We start from the raw sequence: 15,017 nt of genomic DNA, 5'->3' as shown, positions 1-15,017 counted from the left end.
ACAATGGAAAGTTTAAACTTTGATTGCCAAACCACTATCATTTACCAGTAAGCACTAGACAGGCAGTCGTTTACGATATTGGATATAGTATACAATTACATTTAGCAAAACAATAAGAGCCGCTATTATAGCCGCTGTATATACAGTACTATTAACTAATTTATTAGCAACTGAAATTGCTATTAAAGCCCATACAGCTACAAGTCCAAATAAGGGCATATGACGTTGCCATATCATCAATAAGTGAATGATTAATGCAATTGCAAACATGATAATAACCCATGTTGTAGCTGGTAATCCAAAACCGTCCCAGCCTATCTTCGTGAGATAGGCTGCAATGTCGGCAATCAAAGCCACTGAAATCCATCCTGCATAAAGTTGAAAAGGGAACTTAAGAAATATACGCTTGCTGCGTGCAGCATGAAACACAATAGATTGTGTATGGTGAATTATCTTTAATAGCGACACAAAAAGTAAGATCATTAATAAAATAGTCAAAAAGGTATAGTCATACAACCAGGTAATGACCCATAGACTATTTGCTAGACAAGAAATCAAGAACCACCATCCGACTTTTAAAACTACTTTTTCCTTTTCGTTTGTCTGTCTGACAAAAGGACCAAAATAAATTACAAATCCAAACAACCCCAAATAAATGAGGCCCCATATGGTAAAGGCATATCCCGCGGGTGTAAATAGATTTTGATATTTAGCAGAAACCGTTGCCATGGTCTCCCCATTAAAAATTCCCGTATTGGATAGGTAATTAATAATCACCGTAATGACCAAAGCAACTCCATTGGTTATTTGATAGATTTTCTTCATTGTATACAGCATAAAATATGTTTAAAAGCTCATTTGACCTCCTTCCGCCGGTCACGTGAACTGCAATAGACTCGTTATCACTAATTCTTAGTTTGATTAAATAATTTTTCTAAAACCTGATAACGGTAATCGAAGATTTGCTCCAACTTTTTTTTAACAAAAATTCCATGCGCAATTGTGCCTAGAATTCCCAAAGGCAATTCATAGTCTACCCTGTCTTTCACGAGCACTCCTTTTTCATTCGGAATAAACTCATGAAAATGATTCCAATAGGCATAAGGTCCCTTTAGTTGAAAATCAGTAAAACTTTTATTCTTTTCCACTTGCGTTATTTTGGTCTTCCACTTCAGCGGAAACCGAAGGATCGGAGATACCAAATAATCAATGATCATTCCCTCAGAAATTTCTTGCCGACGAAAGTCTGAGACGACAACAAACCCCATATCTTTTGGTGTAATTTCTGAAAGATTCATGGGTGAAGAAAAAAAAGACCAAGCGGTATCCAAATCGCAGGCCAATTGTTGTTCTCTATATATTTTGTACCTCATTACCTCATCTTATTTGAACTAACTTTATTGCTTGTCAATATAACAACACTACCACAAATTAGTTTACAAATATACTATAAAAAACATTTAACGAGGTTGCATCGCTAATTTAAAGAATAATTATACACCAATACAACTATTTAATTTGAAGCTAGCTTTTAAATATACTTTTATCGATGGTTATTTAGCGGACATATCCTTTTCTAGAGCCTTAACAAGGGCTTTCGTATAACTTTTAGAAAAATCAGCTAAGCTGGAAGGGTTGATTGTTTCAGACTGCACACTCCAAACCAGTTGTTCGGAACTAACGTCATATAGATTACTTTCCAGATAGTACATTTTATCCGTGGTATAATATCCCGGATCGTATGCAATCGGGTACCAATGGGAGTAATAGCTCCAAAAATTACCATACCATCCAAACCTCGGATAAGGCATATAAGGTCCACTTCCCGGTACATATCGGGTTTCGCTGGTTTTGTCGATCAGGGTAACAGTAAAAATAGCATCCGCATTCAGACTGTGTACTGCTTTCATCACTAAATCTTTATTTTGACTTTCATCTTTGGTGAACGTGCGTTTAAAAACATCAGTACTTTTAATAGCCTTGTAGCCATGCATGGAAGCCGCTTCAGCCAAATTGGATTCAATGACCTCCTGTGCTTTAGCATGGTTTGTCATCGCAATAATGAATATTGTTTGGTATTGTTTTGGAGTCAGATCTCTATTTTTATAGACATCTGTTATCCTTGTGGAGGTACTACAAGCCAACAATAAGAAGCTTGAGACAATTGCGGTTAAAAATGACTTCGATTTCATATGTTTTAAAAATTAGTGTCCTTTTGAAGTGTAGCAGAGAGTCTCTTCGTATTTCCGTGGGATAAGTCAGTACATCGATCTATTTTGGGTAGTCTTAGCGTAAAAACTATAGAACCACCTATTAGACAACAAGTTTACACTGACAATTGTTTTGCAGTTATTAATTATAAAAGAAATACTTTAATTCTTAATTGATATTATCAAAAGATCCTTGAGAAGTAAGGACACCACTCATCAGGGATTAAATTTCATCATTCAGGCAAAATCTGATTTCTGTGATGCTTCAAATGCATCACATAGTCATGCATTAAAAATTCGAGGCTATGGTCATTACAAGTCCTTTGTGTCAGTTTATTCGCAATTATATGCTGAAACAAAAACAACAATTGCTCGTTTACCGATCGCCATAGATTGCATAATTTAACGGTCTCAGCATGTTGATAGTCAGCAGATGAACAGTAGGCTACCTGATCATAGTATATTTTTGGATTTTCTTCAAATTGAGCTCTTATAAACCGTCCGTAATTTACAAAAGCGCTATCGACTAAATGACCTAGAATTTCTTTTTTACTCCACTTATCTGGTCCCAATTTCATATTAAAATCGTCCTCGTTTAATTCCATAATTTGCTGGGTAAAATCATGGATAATATCCTCAAATTCTGCCAAAAATGTACTCATACCTAAATCTATCTCTTTTTGCACTAATTTCTTAAGAATGTAATCCCTTGCCTCCACGCTATTGTGCAACGTTGCATTGTTCTACTATTTTATTGTTCCGTAAACTTTTTTGTACCATTCCAAAGCTTTTGCTTCGTGCTCTTTCAAAAATTCATCTTTGGCGTCATTATAGTCGTTCCCATCTTTCCATTGCTGGAGTACCAACTTTTCTTTGATCGCCTGATACTGATCTCTTACTTCTTCATGTACACGCAGATAATCGCGAAACGCTATATGGCGCAACCAGTGTTCTGATTGCAACGGTATGCTGTGAATATGCGCTATCCGTAGCGAATGATCATGCAATCGTACTGGAATTTCATCGTCGGGTGCAATGTGCTCTGGCAACCCCAATACTTCAGGCCGATCAATCAGGGCGACAAAAAAACGTCGGTAAGGCATATCCTCATTATATTTTTCATAATATACATAGCATTTACCCTGCAACAGGAACGGAATGCGATCAAGGTCATTTTCTTCCTCAAGACCGATCAATATATCAATGATTGGTTTGGCAGACAATCCCTCAACGGCCGTACTGCCTATGTGATCTACCCTCGACCTTATAGGTTTCAACAATGCAAGAAGTTCATTTTGAATGCTGTCGAAATTCGCTTTCCATATCGGATTATAAGGTTCAAACGGTAAAATCATACGCTATTGTCTTTGTCAATACAAGATAATAGACATCATTCGATCAAATACACCTCGAACGATGCCCTAAAAGTTAAAGTTAATAAATTTATGGTTTTCCGAGAGAACCTATAAACCAGTTCTATTTTTCTAATGCATTTATTGGGCAAATTTCTTCGTCGCTACGACACAGAGGATAACACCAACTGTTACAGCAAGCATGCCAACACTGACTTGTTCATGAAGAAGCCAGGCGGCTAAAGCCAAACCAAAGAATGGCTGTAATAACTGTAACTGTCCGATAGTCGCCGTGCCACCTTGGGCAAGTCCTTTATACCAAAAAACAAAGCCAATAAACATACTGAACAAAGAAACATAGGCTAAACTAGCCCAGGCGCCCATAGGTACAGCATCAAAAGTGGATGGAAGATAGATAAAAGTAAGTGGCAACATCAGCGGCAGCGACAAAACCAGGGCCCAGGAAATGACCTGCCAACCACCCAGTGTCTTGGTCAATTTAGCGCCTTCAGCATAGCCCAAACCACAGAGAATGACCGATAAAATCATTAAAACGTCACCTAAAGGTGAGGCTGTTAGTCCTTGTGCCAGCGCATAGCCGATCACCAGTAGGCTCCCTAAAGCAGAGAACAGCCAAAAGATTGGCTTCGGACGCTCGCCACCGCGTATAATACCAAATACGGCTGTCGATACCGGCAAAATACCGATAAAAACGATAGAGTGCGCAGAGGTGATGTGCTGCAGGGCTAGAGCGCTCAGTAAGGGAAATCCAACGACACATCCTATTGCAACGATACATAGCGAACCCATTTGTTTTCTTTCTGGGCGTTTTTCCTTAAAAACCATCAATGTTAACAGTGCCAATATACCTGCAATCGAAGCTCTGGCTAGCGTCACAAATACGGGGTCAAATGCTAAAACCGCCATTCGTGTTGCCGGCAACGAACCACTAAATAATAGCACCCCAATAAAACCGTTTAACCAACCGCTTGCGGTATTTTCTTGTAATTTACTTATACTTAATTCTGCCATGTTTCAACCTTTTACACAAAGTTCGTCCATTACAAGAACTAAGCACAGTCACAGTTTTTGATAATTCAATGGACACAGTTACCTTTGAAAACAGATATTAATCCTTATTTTATGAAAAAAGATTATTTGTATAATGAAATAGCAGACAATATTGCCAATAAAATTAATTCAGGTGTCTTAAAAGCTGGCGAGAAACTACCTTCAGTGAGAAATCTAAGTGCTGAACACGGTATCAGTATAAATACAGCAAAAAGGATATTTTTAGAGCTGGAAGGGCGTTCACTTATACGGTCCAAACCTCAGTCCGGCTACTTCGTTAGTCCTCCAAACTATTTGCAGCTTCCTTTGGCCGCAGCCAGTCAACCTATTCCAATCGCCAATAACCGAGAACCAGATCAATTAATGAATAAGGTGTATTCAACCATGGGGCGCCGGGATTTAACCTTATTTTCGATCGGTGTTCCTTCGGGAAGTCTCCTGCCTACCGCGAAATTGAAAAAAGAAATCGTTCTCGCTACACAGGAGCTCAGCGATGGTGGCACAGCATATGAGCCCTTGCAGGGCAATATAAAATTACGTCGTATGGTAGCTGTACGTTCATTGGCCTGGGGTGGAAATCTAAACGAAGATGAGGTCGTTACCACCAACGGCTGTATGAATGCTTTGGTTTTATGTCTGATGGCCTTAACCAAACCTGGAGATACACTGGCTCTTGAAAGCCCCTGCTATCCGGGTATCCTCCAGCTTGCCGTTAGCCTGGGACTTAAGGTACTGGAAATAGCCACGGCCCCCCTTACGGGAATAGACATTGAAGCCCTCAAAAAGCTATTGCCCGAAATCAAAGTCTGCTTACTGGTTCCCAATTTTAACACCCCTCTGGGCTATTGTATGCCGGATGAGAACAAGCGGGAAATTGTATCACTGCTAGCAAAACATCATATCCCGCTGATCGAAGATGACACCTACGGCGACCTCCATTTTGGCACCCAACGCCCCAAATGTTGCAAATCTTTTGACCTAGATGGCAATGTACTCTGGTGCGGGTCAGTTTCAAAGACATTGGCTCCGGGCTTTCGTGTCGGATGGGTCGCTCCTGGAAAATACAAGGAACAGATTATCAAACTAAAACTGATCCATTCCCTATCATCTACAGCGATCATCAACGAGGCAGTGGGAAATTTTCTATTAACAGGAAAGTATGAAAACCACCTACGTAAACTCCGTCGATCATTAACAGAAAACTACCAGCAGTATGCCGCTATCATCGTGGACCATTTTCCGGAAGGTACTAAAATAAGCCGCCCACAGGGCGGACTCGCCCTATGGGTTGAATTTCCAAAACACATCGATACAGGCAAACTATACAACTATGCGCTTAAACTACAGATTAGCATTTCACCGGGAAGGATCTTCACCTTGCAGGATCAATTTCACCATTGCATGCGTCTCTGTGTTGGCCTACCCTGGAGCAATGAACTCGCCTTAAAATTAAAACAGCTTGGTAAACTCGCAAAAGCCCTCCAATAGATTATAACATAAAAGAATAAAACCAACAGTCAAGACAACGAAACAACAAGTCGGAGCATATGCTTACTTGAGTTCCAGCTCCAGCCTATGTTTACCAGCCTCCAATTGGACGATATCGCTGCTTCTAACATTATCCGGTGGATAAAATGTTGCCGTCGCATTAGCAGGTATTTGGATATTATATATGATCATTTTATCCTTTAACTTCCATTCGGAAACGATTTTACCGTAGGGTGAATCGTAAGAAATAGAAGATTCTTTCAGTTCCTGGGGGAAGATAGGTTTTAAGAGCACATGTTTAAATCCAGGTTGTTTAGGATCTGGCAGAATCCCGCCGATAGATTTAAAAAACCAACCACCGATTTCGCCAAACATCATGTGGTTGTCTGAAATATCCCGTGTTGCTTTTAAATCCCAGTTCTCCAACAATGTTGTCGCTCCATTTACAATCCACCATCCCCAAGACGGGTAGGTATCTTGTACCGCGACCTTATAGGCTGTCGTTGCATAGCCATTATCTTTCAACGCATTCAATAGTGCTTTAGCGCCCAATACCCCCACATCCAAATGAAAGTTGGTCTCTTCCACTTTCTTATTCAGATTGGCGGCAACACGGGCTTTCATTTCATTGGGTACAACACCCCAATAGAGCGGTACACTCAGTTCGGTCTGTGTTCCATTGCTATAAACACCCTTGGAAGCATCTAAAAATTTTGCGTTGATGGCCGTCTTAATTTTTTCGCTTAGCAGTTCATATTTTTGTTGATCTGCTGCGTATCCAAACAATTTGGCCGCAGCAGCCAAGATGGTCGCATCCACATAAAAATAAACAGATGAGGTCAACTCCAGATTGGACTGTGACTTCACCGGCACCCAGTCTCCACGCCCAAACGTTGTCAACCCAGACGGGCTGATTCCGTCTACATAATCGACATAGCGTTTGATATTTAGGTAGCATTCTTCTAATGCACGTGGGTCTCCATAAAACTGATAAATCTGCCATGGAATGATGGCAATGGTGCTTGTCCAATCCAAACCATTTGCGGTACCGTAGCCCCATCCGCCAGTTGGAATAATATCGGGTAAGACACCATTCTCCTGTTGTTCATCACGATGATCCGCCATCCATTTTTCATAAACTGTTATCCCGTCAAAATTGTATAAAGCTGTTTCAATCGCAAGGTGCCCATCCCCTGTCCAGCCGTTCTTTTCCCGTTGCGGACAGTCTGTAGGATAGCCCATCAAATTGGATAAGTAGGCATTGTTGGTCGCTGTCCATAGTTTGTTGACCAACGCTGATGATGTCTTGAGCTGTCCAATAGCAGGTACATCACTATGCATAAAATAGGCGGTCACAGCCGAACTATCCAATGCAATTGCGGCACTGCTGCTAACCTCGACATAACGAAACCCTTTGTAACCGAACTTTGCCATAAACTCATCATCGCGGCCACTTAAGGTCAATATATCGGTCTGAAAGGGCTCCTTTTCCTTATCGCCCCGATAATAAACATCAATATTGGACTGGTCAAGATGCCCATCGGCCTGCAATCGCTCACCATGCTTGATACGCAGCATAGTACCCGCAGCTCCTTTCACTTTAACTTTTGTAATCCCGGCCATATTCTGGCCCATATCGAACACATAGGTACGTTGGTCTATCTTTGTCACTGATTTTGGCTTATAGGACTTCACGAGCCGAATCGGTACCATCTGTTGGGAAACGATATGCGCTGATGGCGCATTTCTATACTGAACAGCCTGCCAGGCCGAATCATCGTATTTTGGTTTATCCCAGTTAGGTATTTCCAGTCTTGCATCGTAATGCTCACCAGTGTAAATATTATTATAGGTGATTGGCCCCGAAGCAGTCTTCCACTGCTTATCCGAAACAATGGTTTCCGTCGTTCCATCTGTATAAACAATTTTCAGTTCTAAACAGAATGTTGGCCGGGCCCGCCATGGTGCTTTATCAAAGTTCCAAACGGCCAGTGGTTGATGATTATACCAGCCATTCCCCAAAACAACGCCAATGGCGTTCTCTCCTTTTTGAAGCTGCTGGGTTACGTCCGTCACGACATACAATGTGCGTCGGTCAAACCGAGTATACATTGGATCCAGACGATGGTCGCCAACGCGCTGGCCATTAATAGAAAGTTCATATAATCCTGCTGCGGCAATATATGCGCGGGCAGATTTTATCTGCTTATTTGCCTTAAATTCTGTTCTAAAATAAGGCGTTTCCCGCGCATGAATATCCTTATTGTCGCTGATCCATTTTCCTTTCCAAAGGTCCATTCCCATCATTCCTGTTTCGAAAGATGCTATTTCAGAACGTGTTGATACACCATCCTTATCCCATACTTTAACCCTCCAGAAGTACTTAGTCTGTGGCTTTAACTGTACGCCGTTATAGGGCACTAACATAGCCGAGCTGAACTGTTTGCCACTATCCCAGCTATCTTTTGTCTCTTTCAGCAATGCCAGCGAATCTTGCCCTAAAAGGATCTGATAAGCTTGTTGTACTGCACCTTTACGTTGGTCCTCAAGTCGCCAGCTAAGTCTCGGGTGAATTGCATCAATACCCAATGGATTGACCAGATGTTCGCTTGTCAACTGCACGGCGCTGCAGTTATTTTTAGGTTGGGCATAAGTGTTGCTAGCGATACACAACAGTGTTGTCAATAAAATCCTACGCATTAAAAGATACTATTCTTGGTGGTTGTTAAATTGTTTTAGCTGATTCAAAAAACTAATATATCAAATATTTTCCACATACTGACCTGTACTTTCCTGCACAATATGCCTAAGTCTGCAAAATAAATTTCTTGCAACTTTCATAAAAATAACCTTATCTTAGTCGCAACTTTAGGGGTGTCTGCTCGTGCAGGCTGAGATTTTACCCTTAGAACCTGATCCGGATCATACTGGCGTAGGGAAAAGTGAGCTGTCTACAAGGTGCATTGCTGTGCCTTTGTGTAGCCATTCCTAAAGTTTTACCAAAAAAATTAAGGAATGGAACTTACAATAAACCATCAGATTCGATTTTTCGACCCCACACTTACTTCACTTGAAGGCTTGTTGCTTTTGGAATTATCTGGCAAAACTCAGGGCGTGGCTGTAGCCATCAACAACAAAGTCATCCCCAAAAAGGACTGGGCTACGACAAGACTTAAACCTTACGATCAGATTATCTTAATTACCGCATCTCAGGGCGGATAGCCATTCCACAAAAATCAACCGAGTAATTCACCCAATACAGAAAAAAATGACAGCTGAAACAATTACGCAATCACCCTTTCCAAATGCAAAGAAAATTTTTGTATCCGGAAAACTATTTCCTATTCAAGTCGCTATGCGTCAAATCTCCTTGAGTCCAACCAAATTAACGAATGGAGAGGTAGAAATTAATCCGCCGGTAACAATTTATGATACTTCTGGACCTTATACGGATGACACCGTCCATATCGATATCCGAAAAGGCCTCCCGCGCCTTCGCGAACAGTGGATCTTGGATCGTCAGGATGTCATACAGCTGGCTGTCATAAGCTCTGAATATGGACAAAAACGCCTTTCTGATCCAACGTTGGATGAACTCCGATTTGCGTATAGCCATAAACCAAAAGTAGCCTCTGCCGGCAGGAATGTAACCCAATTACATTATGCAAAGCAAGGCATCATTACCCCAGAAATGGAGTACGTTGCTATCCGTGAAAACCAACGTATCGAGCAGCTCACGGCCAGTACCCCCGGAATGGATCATCAGCATAAAGGACAAAACTTTGGTGCCAGAACACATGATAAAGCTATTACACCAGAATTTGTCCGTGAGGAAATCGCTGCCGGAAGAGCAATCATCCCTAATAATATCAATCACCCTGAAAGTGAACCCATGATTATCGGGCGTAACTTTCTTGTTAAAATTAATGCCAATATTGGCAATAGCGCTGTAAGTTCAAGTATAGAGGAAGAAGTTGAGAAAGCGGTATGGGCCTGTCGATGGGGAGCCGATACCATCATGGACTTATCCACTGGCAAAAATATTCACGAAACCCGCGAATGGATTATCCGTAACTCGCCCGTTCCAATCGGTACAGTACCGATCTATCAGGCGCTCGAAAAAGTGAAGGGGGTGGCCGAGGACCTTACCTGGGAAATATTCAGAGATACCTTGATTGAACAGGCCGAACAGGGTGTTTCGTACTTTACCATACACGCCGGCGTACTGCTTCGTTATATCCATCTCACGGCATCTCGAGTAACGGGCATTGTCTCCAGAGGAGGATCTATCATGGCCAAATGGTGTCTTTTCCACCACAAAGAGAACTTTCTTTATACTCATTTTGAGGAGATCTGTGAGATCATGAAGCGATATGATGTTGCTTTTTCACTTGGCGATGGTCTCCGTCCAGGTGCCATTGCGGACGCCAACGATGCGGCTCAATTTGCTGAGCTCGAAACACTGGGCGAACTCACCAAGGTCGCCTGGAAACACGATGTTCAGGTGATGATCGAAGGTCCGGGCCATGTTCCTATGCAATTGATCAAAGAGAATATGGACAAACAATTGGCCTGTTGTGACGAAGCTCCATTTTATACCTTGGGTCCCTTAACAACTGATATTGCGCCAGGTTATGACCATATCACATCAGCCATTGGAGCTGCGATGATCGGTTGGTATGGATGTGCGATGCTTTGCTATGTGACGCCCAAAGAACATCTGGGCTTACCAAATAAAAAAGACGTTAAAGACGGTGTAATCACCTATAAACTAGCTGCCCATGCGGCCGATTTGGCCAAAGGACATCCAGGTGCACAATACCGCGATAATGCCTTGAGTAAAGCGAGATTTGAATTTAGATGGGAAGATCAATTCAACCTTTCCCTGGATCCAGATACAGCACGGGAATATCATGACGAAACATTGCCGGCAGATGCGGCCAAAGTGGCTCACTTCTGCTCCATGTGCGGTCCCAAATTTTGCTCGATGAAAATTACGCAGGAAATCAGAGATAGTGCCGCACAAGGGATGCTGGAAAAATCGCAGGAATTCATCGCACAAGGAAAAGAGATTTATTCATGATCGTCGCTTTGACAGCAGCAGAAACGATCCCTTCCGAAAAAGGGATTATAGACGCTTTGTTCAAAGAAGGACTCGATATCCTGCACTTGCGCAAGTATCATTTTACAGACCTACAAATGTCCAAATATGTGGAATCTATAGATTCCACATATTTGGACAGATTGGTCCTACATTCCCACCCTCACCTATCGGCTGAGCTCGGAATCGCACGTATTCATATGAACGAAAAGAATAGATCAACAAATCAAATGCTGCCTACAACGATCTGTTCAACATCTGTACATGATATCGATCAATTCAATAGCCTTGATGAATGTTGGGCCTATGCTTTTCTAAGTCCATTATTTCCAAGCATCTCAAAAGTGGGGTATGGAGTGTATAATGCAAGGTTGGATCAGCTCCCGTCACGCTCCAACTTTACTGTTGGTCTCATCGGTCTTGGAGGGATAAACCAAGGCAACTGTCTTATCCCGATGCAGCAAGGTGCAGATGGAATTGCCTTATATGGTACTTTATGGAAGCACCCTGATCCCGTTCAAAATTTTATAGCATGCAAACAAAAACTATGGAAAAACTCCAATATATATCGCAGGGACAAACATTAACTGAACAAAAAAATAACATACTGAAAGCGCTGGATGCGGGGGCCAAATGGATACAGATCAGATGGAAGAACGCCGATGAAAAGAGCCGCTACATGCTTGCAGAACAGATCAAGCAAACCTGTTCCGAATTTGGTGCCAGCTGTATAATCAATGACCATCCTTCGCTTGCAGCGGCTGTAGATGCTGATGGAGTGCACTTGGGACTGGATGACTGCAGCGTCACAGCTGCCCGGGACATATTGGGTGCAGGAAAAATAATCGGCGGTACTGCCAATAGCTTTGCGGATGTAAAACAAAGAATAAGTGAACATTGTGACTATATCGGACTCGGACCATTCAACTATACCACAACAAAACAAAAACTAAGTCCCCTACTGGGGATTGCAGGATATGAAAACATCATCCAACAAGTCCGCCTAGCAGGCTTGCCCCCTATTCCAATATTCGCAATTGGCGGTATAAGCCAACTTGAAGATATCCAACAGCTATTAGAAATTGGAGTTTACGGTGTAGCACTCTCCGGAATCGTAACCAAGACTCCAAACATTGTTTCATCCATCAATAAAATTTTATTATGAGCAACCTACATATAGCCGATCGCGTATTTGAATCCAGATTATTTCTGGGTACGGGCAAATTCGGTAATCTCACAGAAATGAGCGATGCCATTGTGGCTTCGGCCTCCCAATTGGTCACCGTTGCCCTCAAACGAATCGACCAGACCAGCTCAGACGACAGTCTCATCAGTGCACTCGACCTGGCGGCAATCGATTTGCTTCCCAATACTTCGGGAGCACGAACTGCTGAAGAAGCTGTGCTCGCAGCCCAACTTGCACGGGAGGCACTGGAAACCAACTGGGTAAAGCTGGAAATTCATCCCGACCCTCGTTATTTACTGCCCGATCCTATTGAAACCCTGCGTGCAACTGAATCGCTGGCCAAACTGGGTTTCGTTGTCATGCCCTATATTCACGCAGATCCAGTACTTTGTAAAAGATTGGAAAATGCAGGTACTGCAGTTGTTATGCCTTTAGGTGCTCCTATTGGTAGTAATAAAGGGCTTCGCACACTAGACTTTCTCGAAATTATTATTGAGGAGAGTAATGTCCCTGTGGTTGTAGATGCTGGGATCGGAGCTCCATCCGATGCCGCCAAAGCCATGGAAATCGGAGCCGATGCAGTCTTGGTCAATACGGCAATTGCGGTCTCCAATAATCCGATACGTATGGCCGAAGCATTCAAAGAGGCTGTTATTGCGGGACGAAAGGCTTATGAGGCCGGTTTAGGAAAGATCGGATCAAAAGCAATCGGTTCGAGTCCCTTAACTTCATTTTTATTTGATTGATGATTCTCTTATGACAGATTTCAAAACGATTCTCGATGAATACTCCTGGAATGACGTCCACACGCAGATTTATGACGCTACCAATCAGGATGTACAACATGCGTTAGAAAAAGACCATTTAACACTCGCTGACTTTAGGGCACTCATCTCACCGGCTGCAGCACCGTATCTAGAACAAATGGCACAAAAAACACAACAAATCACGCAACGTCGCTTCGGTAAAACCATACAGCTCTATGCCCCTCTTTACCTGAGTAATGAGTGCCAAAATATCTGTACATATTGCGGTTTTAGCATGGACAATAAAATTAAACGCAAAACACTTAACAACACAGAACTATTACTGGAGGCAATGGCACTCAAAACCATGGGAATCAACCACATTTTACTCGTTAGCGGAGAAGCCAACAAAACGGTCGAGATCAATTATTTCCTAAACGCTATTCGGCTTTTAAAACCTCATTTTTCACAGATATCCATTGAGGTACAGCCGCTGGAAGAATCCGAGTACCGACTACTACAGGCCGCAGGGGTTTATGCAATTTTGGTCTATCAGGAAACCTACCATCGGGAAGTTTACAAACAATATCATCCGAAAGGAAAGAAGTCCAATTTTGACTATCGTTTGGATACGCCTGACCGTATAGGCCGGGCCGGAATCCATAAAATCGGACTGGGGGTATTACTTGGGCTAGAGGACTGGCGGGTGGACAGCTTTTTCACCGCGGCACACATTTCCTACTTGCAAAAACAATATTGGCAGACACGTTATTCCATTTCCTTTCCGCGCTTACGACCAGCCGCGGGTTCTGTTGAGCCAAATTTTCATTTGGCAGATCGTGATCTGCTGCAGTTGATCTGCGCATATCGTCTGTGGAATGAAAATTTGGAAATCTCCATTTCTACCCGAGAGAACGAAACCTTCAGAGATCATATCATACCTATTGGCGTAACCACAATGAGTGCCGCTTCAAAAACCAATCCGGGAGGCTATGTTGTCGATCCCCAAGCTTTGGAACAATTTGAAGTAAGTGATGAAAGAGATATGGAAACAATAAAAAATCAAATCCGAAAAATGGGCTATTCTCCAGTGATGAAAGACTGGGAAAGCAATTACGCGGGTATTGTACGTTAAATACATGAAAAAAGATAACATTTTTGATCGCTATAGCAGACAGATTTTTATCGAAGAGATTGGCGTTGCCGGACAACGGAAGATTATGGATGCCAAGGTATTGGTCGTTGGTGCAGGCGGACTCGGGAGTCCTGTCGTTCAATATTTAGCCGCGGCCGGTATAGGCAAACTCGGCCTGATTGATTTTGACCAGGTTGAAATCCACAATCTAAATAGACAGATCATTCATTCCGAAGATAATATAAACCAAGCAAAAACAGAAAGTGCCGCAGCCTATATACGACAGCACAATAGCACAATTGATTTTGAACCCTTTCAGGTAAAAATAGATGCTGACAACGCGCTAGCAATGCTCGCTCCCTATCATATCATTGTCGATTGCTGTGATAACTTTACGACACGCTACCTGCTTAATCATACGTGCCTACAACTCGATAAACCTTTGGTATACGGTAGCATCTATGGTTTTGAAGGGCAGCTGGCTGTCTTTAACTATCAGGGTAGTAAAAACCTATTAGATATCTTTCCAACGCCCCCCGATCCGGAGCAGGTTCCAAATTGCGATAAAAATGGGGTGCTGGGCCCCTTGCCCGGTATTATCGGCAGCATGATGGCGATGCAGGTACTTAAAATAGTAACCGGATTACCCGTAGATAGCAACCAGTTAACGGTTGTTGACACATTCCATTGGCGTTTTTCAAAACTTTCATTCTAACGATCATTTCGGA

General features: G+C 42.4%; 15 protein-coding genes and 1 riboswitch. Of the genes, 8 read left to right on the top strand and 7 right to left on the bottom strand.

Annotated features, from left to right (window positions below; translation table 11 throughout):
• Positions 1–54: 54 nt before the first annotated feature.
• The 6 genes from B4N43_RS22190 to B4N43_RS22165 form a co-directional block, all read right to left on the bottom strand.
• Entirely contained in the window at positions 55–825 is a 771-nt protein-coding gene (locus B4N43_RS22190; protein ID WP_286736240.1) for a hypothetical protein, read from the bottom strand.
• Between the two features lie 80 nt (positions 826–905).
• Positions 906–1,373: an SRPBCC family protein gene (locus B4N43_RS22185; protein WP_286736238.1), complete on the bottom strand. Its 468-nt coding sequence runs from the start codon at positions 1,371–1,373 to the stop codon at positions 906–908.
• Positions 1,374–1,553: 180 nt separating this feature from the next.
• Positions 1,554–2,192, bottom strand: a complete 639-nt coding sequence (locus B4N43_RS22180; RefSeq protein WP_286736237.1) for a hypothetical protein — start codon at positions 2,190–2,192, stop codon at positions 1,554–1,556.
• 251 nt (positions 2,193–2,443) lie between these two features.
• A complete protein-coding gene (locus B4N43_RS22175; RefSeq protein ID WP_286736236.1) occupies positions 2,444–2,872 on the bottom strand; it encodes a DinB family protein in 429 nt (142 codons plus the stop codon).
• Positions 2,873–2,956: 84 nt separating this feature from the next.
• On the bottom strand, positions 2,957–3,565 hold the full coding sequence (locus B4N43_RS22170; protein WP_286736235.1) for a GrpB family protein: 609 nt from the start codon (positions 3,563–3,565) through the stop codon (positions 2,957–2,959).
• Between the two features lie 138 nt (positions 3,566–3,703).
• On the bottom strand, positions 3,704–4,594 hold the full coding sequence (locus tag B4N43_RS22165) for a DMT family transporter (protein ID WP_286736234.1): 891 nt from the start codon (positions 4,592–4,594) through the stop codon (positions 3,704–3,706).
• Between the two features lie 111 nt (positions 4,595–4,705).
• On the opposite strand from B4N43_RS22165, the gene B4N43_RS22160 reads away from it, so the two are divergent.
• Positions 4,706–6,121 (top strand): PLP-dependent aminotransferase family protein, encoded by a 1,416-nt coding sequence (locus B4N43_RS22160; protein WP_286736233.1) that lies wholly within the window; start codon positions 4,706–4,708, stop codon positions 6,119–6,121.
• A gap of 63 nt (positions 6,122–6,184) precedes the next feature.
• On the opposite strand, the gene B4N43_RS22155 is transcribed toward B4N43_RS22160, so the two are convergent.
• Positions 6,185–8,821 carry an alpha-L-rhamnosidase gene (locus B4N43_RS22155; RefSeq protein WP_286736232.1) on the bottom strand — a complete coding sequence of 879 codons (2,637 nt, stop codon included), beginning with the start codon at positions 8,819–8,821 and terminating at the stop codon, positions 6,185–6,187.
• 160 nt (positions 8,822–8,981) lie between these two features.
• Positions 8,982–9,077, top strand: a riboswitch (TPP riboswitch).
• A gap of 59 nt (positions 9,078–9,136) precedes the next feature.
• Between B4N43_RS22155 and thiS the strand changes: the two genes are divergently transcribed.
• Genes thiS through B4N43_RS22120 form a run of 7 tightly spaced genes read left to right on the top strand, consistent with a single transcriptional unit; the run spans position 9,137 to position 15,004 of the window.
• A complete protein-coding gene (gene thiS / locus B4N43_RS22150) occupies positions 9,137–9,343 on the top strand; it encodes a sulfur carrier protein ThiS (RefSeq protein WP_120332811.1) in 207 nt (68 codons plus the stop codon).
• Between the two features lie 46 nt (positions 9,344–9,389).
• Positions 9,390–11,204 (top strand): phosphomethylpyrimidine synthase ThiC, encoded by a 1,815-nt coding sequence (gene thiC, locus B4N43_RS22145; RefSeq protein WP_286736231.1) that lies wholly within the window; start codon positions 9,390–9,392, stop codon positions 11,202–11,204.
• On the top strand, positions 11,201–11,809 hold the full coding sequence (locus B4N43_RS22140; RefSeq protein WP_286736230.1) for a thiamine phosphate synthase: 609 nt from the start codon (positions 11,201–11,203) through the stop codon (positions 11,807–11,809). Before thiC ends, B4N43_RS22140 begins: the two co-directional genes overlap by 4 nt.
• Positions 11,770–12,387, top strand: a complete 618-nt coding sequence (gene thiE, locus B4N43_RS22135) for a thiamine phosphate synthase (protein WP_286736229.1) — start codon at positions 11,770–11,772, stop codon at positions 12,385–12,387. The genes B4N43_RS22140 and thiE overlap by 40 nt, the downstream gene beginning before the upstream one ends.
• Entirely contained in the window at positions 12,384–13,154 is a 771-nt protein-coding gene (locus B4N43_RS22130) for a thiazole synthase (protein WP_286736227.1), read from the top strand. Before thiE ends, B4N43_RS22130 begins: the two co-directional genes overlap by 4 nt.
• Positions 13,155–13,164: 10 nt before the next feature.
• Positions 13,165–14,289 carry a 2-iminoacetate synthase ThiH gene (gene thiH, locus B4N43_RS22125; RefSeq protein ID WP_088162005.1) on the top strand — a complete coding sequence of 375 codons (1,125 nt, stop codon included), beginning with the start codon at positions 13,165–13,167 and terminating at the stop codon, positions 14,287–14,289.
• Positions 14,290–14,293: 4 nt separating this feature from the next.
• On the top strand, positions 14,294–15,004 hold the full coding sequence (locus tag B4N43_RS22120; RefSeq protein ID WP_088162006.1) for a HesA/MoeB/ThiF family protein: 711 nt from the start codon (positions 14,294–14,296) through the stop codon (positions 15,002–15,004).
• Positions 15,005–15,017 lie beyond the last annotated feature (13 nt).

It is taken from the genome of Sphingobacterium sp. UBA1897 (assembly GCF_002337775.1).
Classification (GTDB): Bacteria; Bacteroidota; Bacteroidia; order Sphingobacteriales; family Sphingobacteriaceae; genus Sphingobacterium; species Sphingobacterium siyangense.
This window is presented reverse-complemented; position numbering and strand designations above follow the sequence as displayed.

Excerpts from the sequence above, each read along its gene's own strand:
- B4N43_RS22170 (WP_286736235.1), bottom strand. The coding sequence starts at position 3,565 with ATGATTTTACCGTTTGAACCTTATAATCCGATATGGAAAGCGAATTTC.
- thiS (WP_120332811.1), top strand. The coding sequence starts at position 9,137 with ATGGAACTTACAATAAACCATCAGATTCGATTTTTCGACCCCACACTT.
- B4N43_RS22185 (WP_286736238.1), bottom strand. The coding sequence starts at position 1,373 with ATGAGGTACAAAATATATAGAGAACAACAATTGGCCTGCGATTTGGAT.
- B4N43_RS22130 (WP_286736227.1), top strand. The coding sequence starts at position 12,384 with ATGAGCAACCTACATATAGCCGATCGCGTATTTGAATCCAGATTATTT.
- B4N43_RS22140 (WP_286736230.1), top strand. The coding sequence starts at position 11,201 with ATGATCGTCGCTTTGACAGCAGCAGAAACGATCCCTTCCGAAAAAGGG.
- thiC (WP_286736231.1), top strand. The coding sequence starts at position 9,390 with ATGACAGCTGAAACAATTACGCAATCACCCTTTCCAAATGCAAAGAAA.
- B4N43_RS22180 (WP_286736237.1), bottom strand. The coding sequence starts at position 2,192 with ATGAAATCGAAGTCATTTTTAACCGCAATTGTCTCAAGCTTCTTATTG.
- thiH (WP_088162005.1), top strand. The coding sequence starts at position 13,165 with ATGACAGATTTCAAAACGATTCTCGATGAATACTCCTGGAATGACGTC.
- B4N43_RS22165 (WP_286736234.1), bottom strand. The coding sequence starts at position 4,594 with ATGGCAGAATTAAGTATAAGTAAATTACAAGAAAATACCGCAAGCGGT.
- thiE (WP_286736229.1), top strand. The coding sequence starts at position 11,770 with ATGGAAAAACTCCAATATATATCGCAGGGACAAACATTAACTGAACAA.
- B4N43_RS22155 (WP_286736232.1), bottom strand. The coding sequence starts at position 8,821 with ATGCGTAGGATTTTATTGACAACACTGTTGTGTATCGCTAGCAACACT.
- B4N43_RS22120 (WP_088162006.1), top strand. The coding sequence starts at position 14,294 with ATGAAAAAAGATAACATTTTTGATCGCTATAGCAGACAGATTTTTATC.
- B4N43_RS22160 (WP_286736233.1), top strand. The coding sequence starts at position 4,706 with ATGAAAAAAGATTATTTGTATAATGAAATAGCAGACAATATTGCCAAT.
- B4N43_RS22190 (WP_286736240.1), bottom strand. The coding sequence starts at position 825 with ATGAAGAAAATCTATCAAATAACCAATGGAGTTGCTTTGGTCATTACG.
- B4N43_RS22175 (WP_286736236.1), bottom strand. The coding sequence starts at position 2,872 with ATGAGTACATTTTTGGCAGAATTTGAGGATATTATCCATGATTTTACC.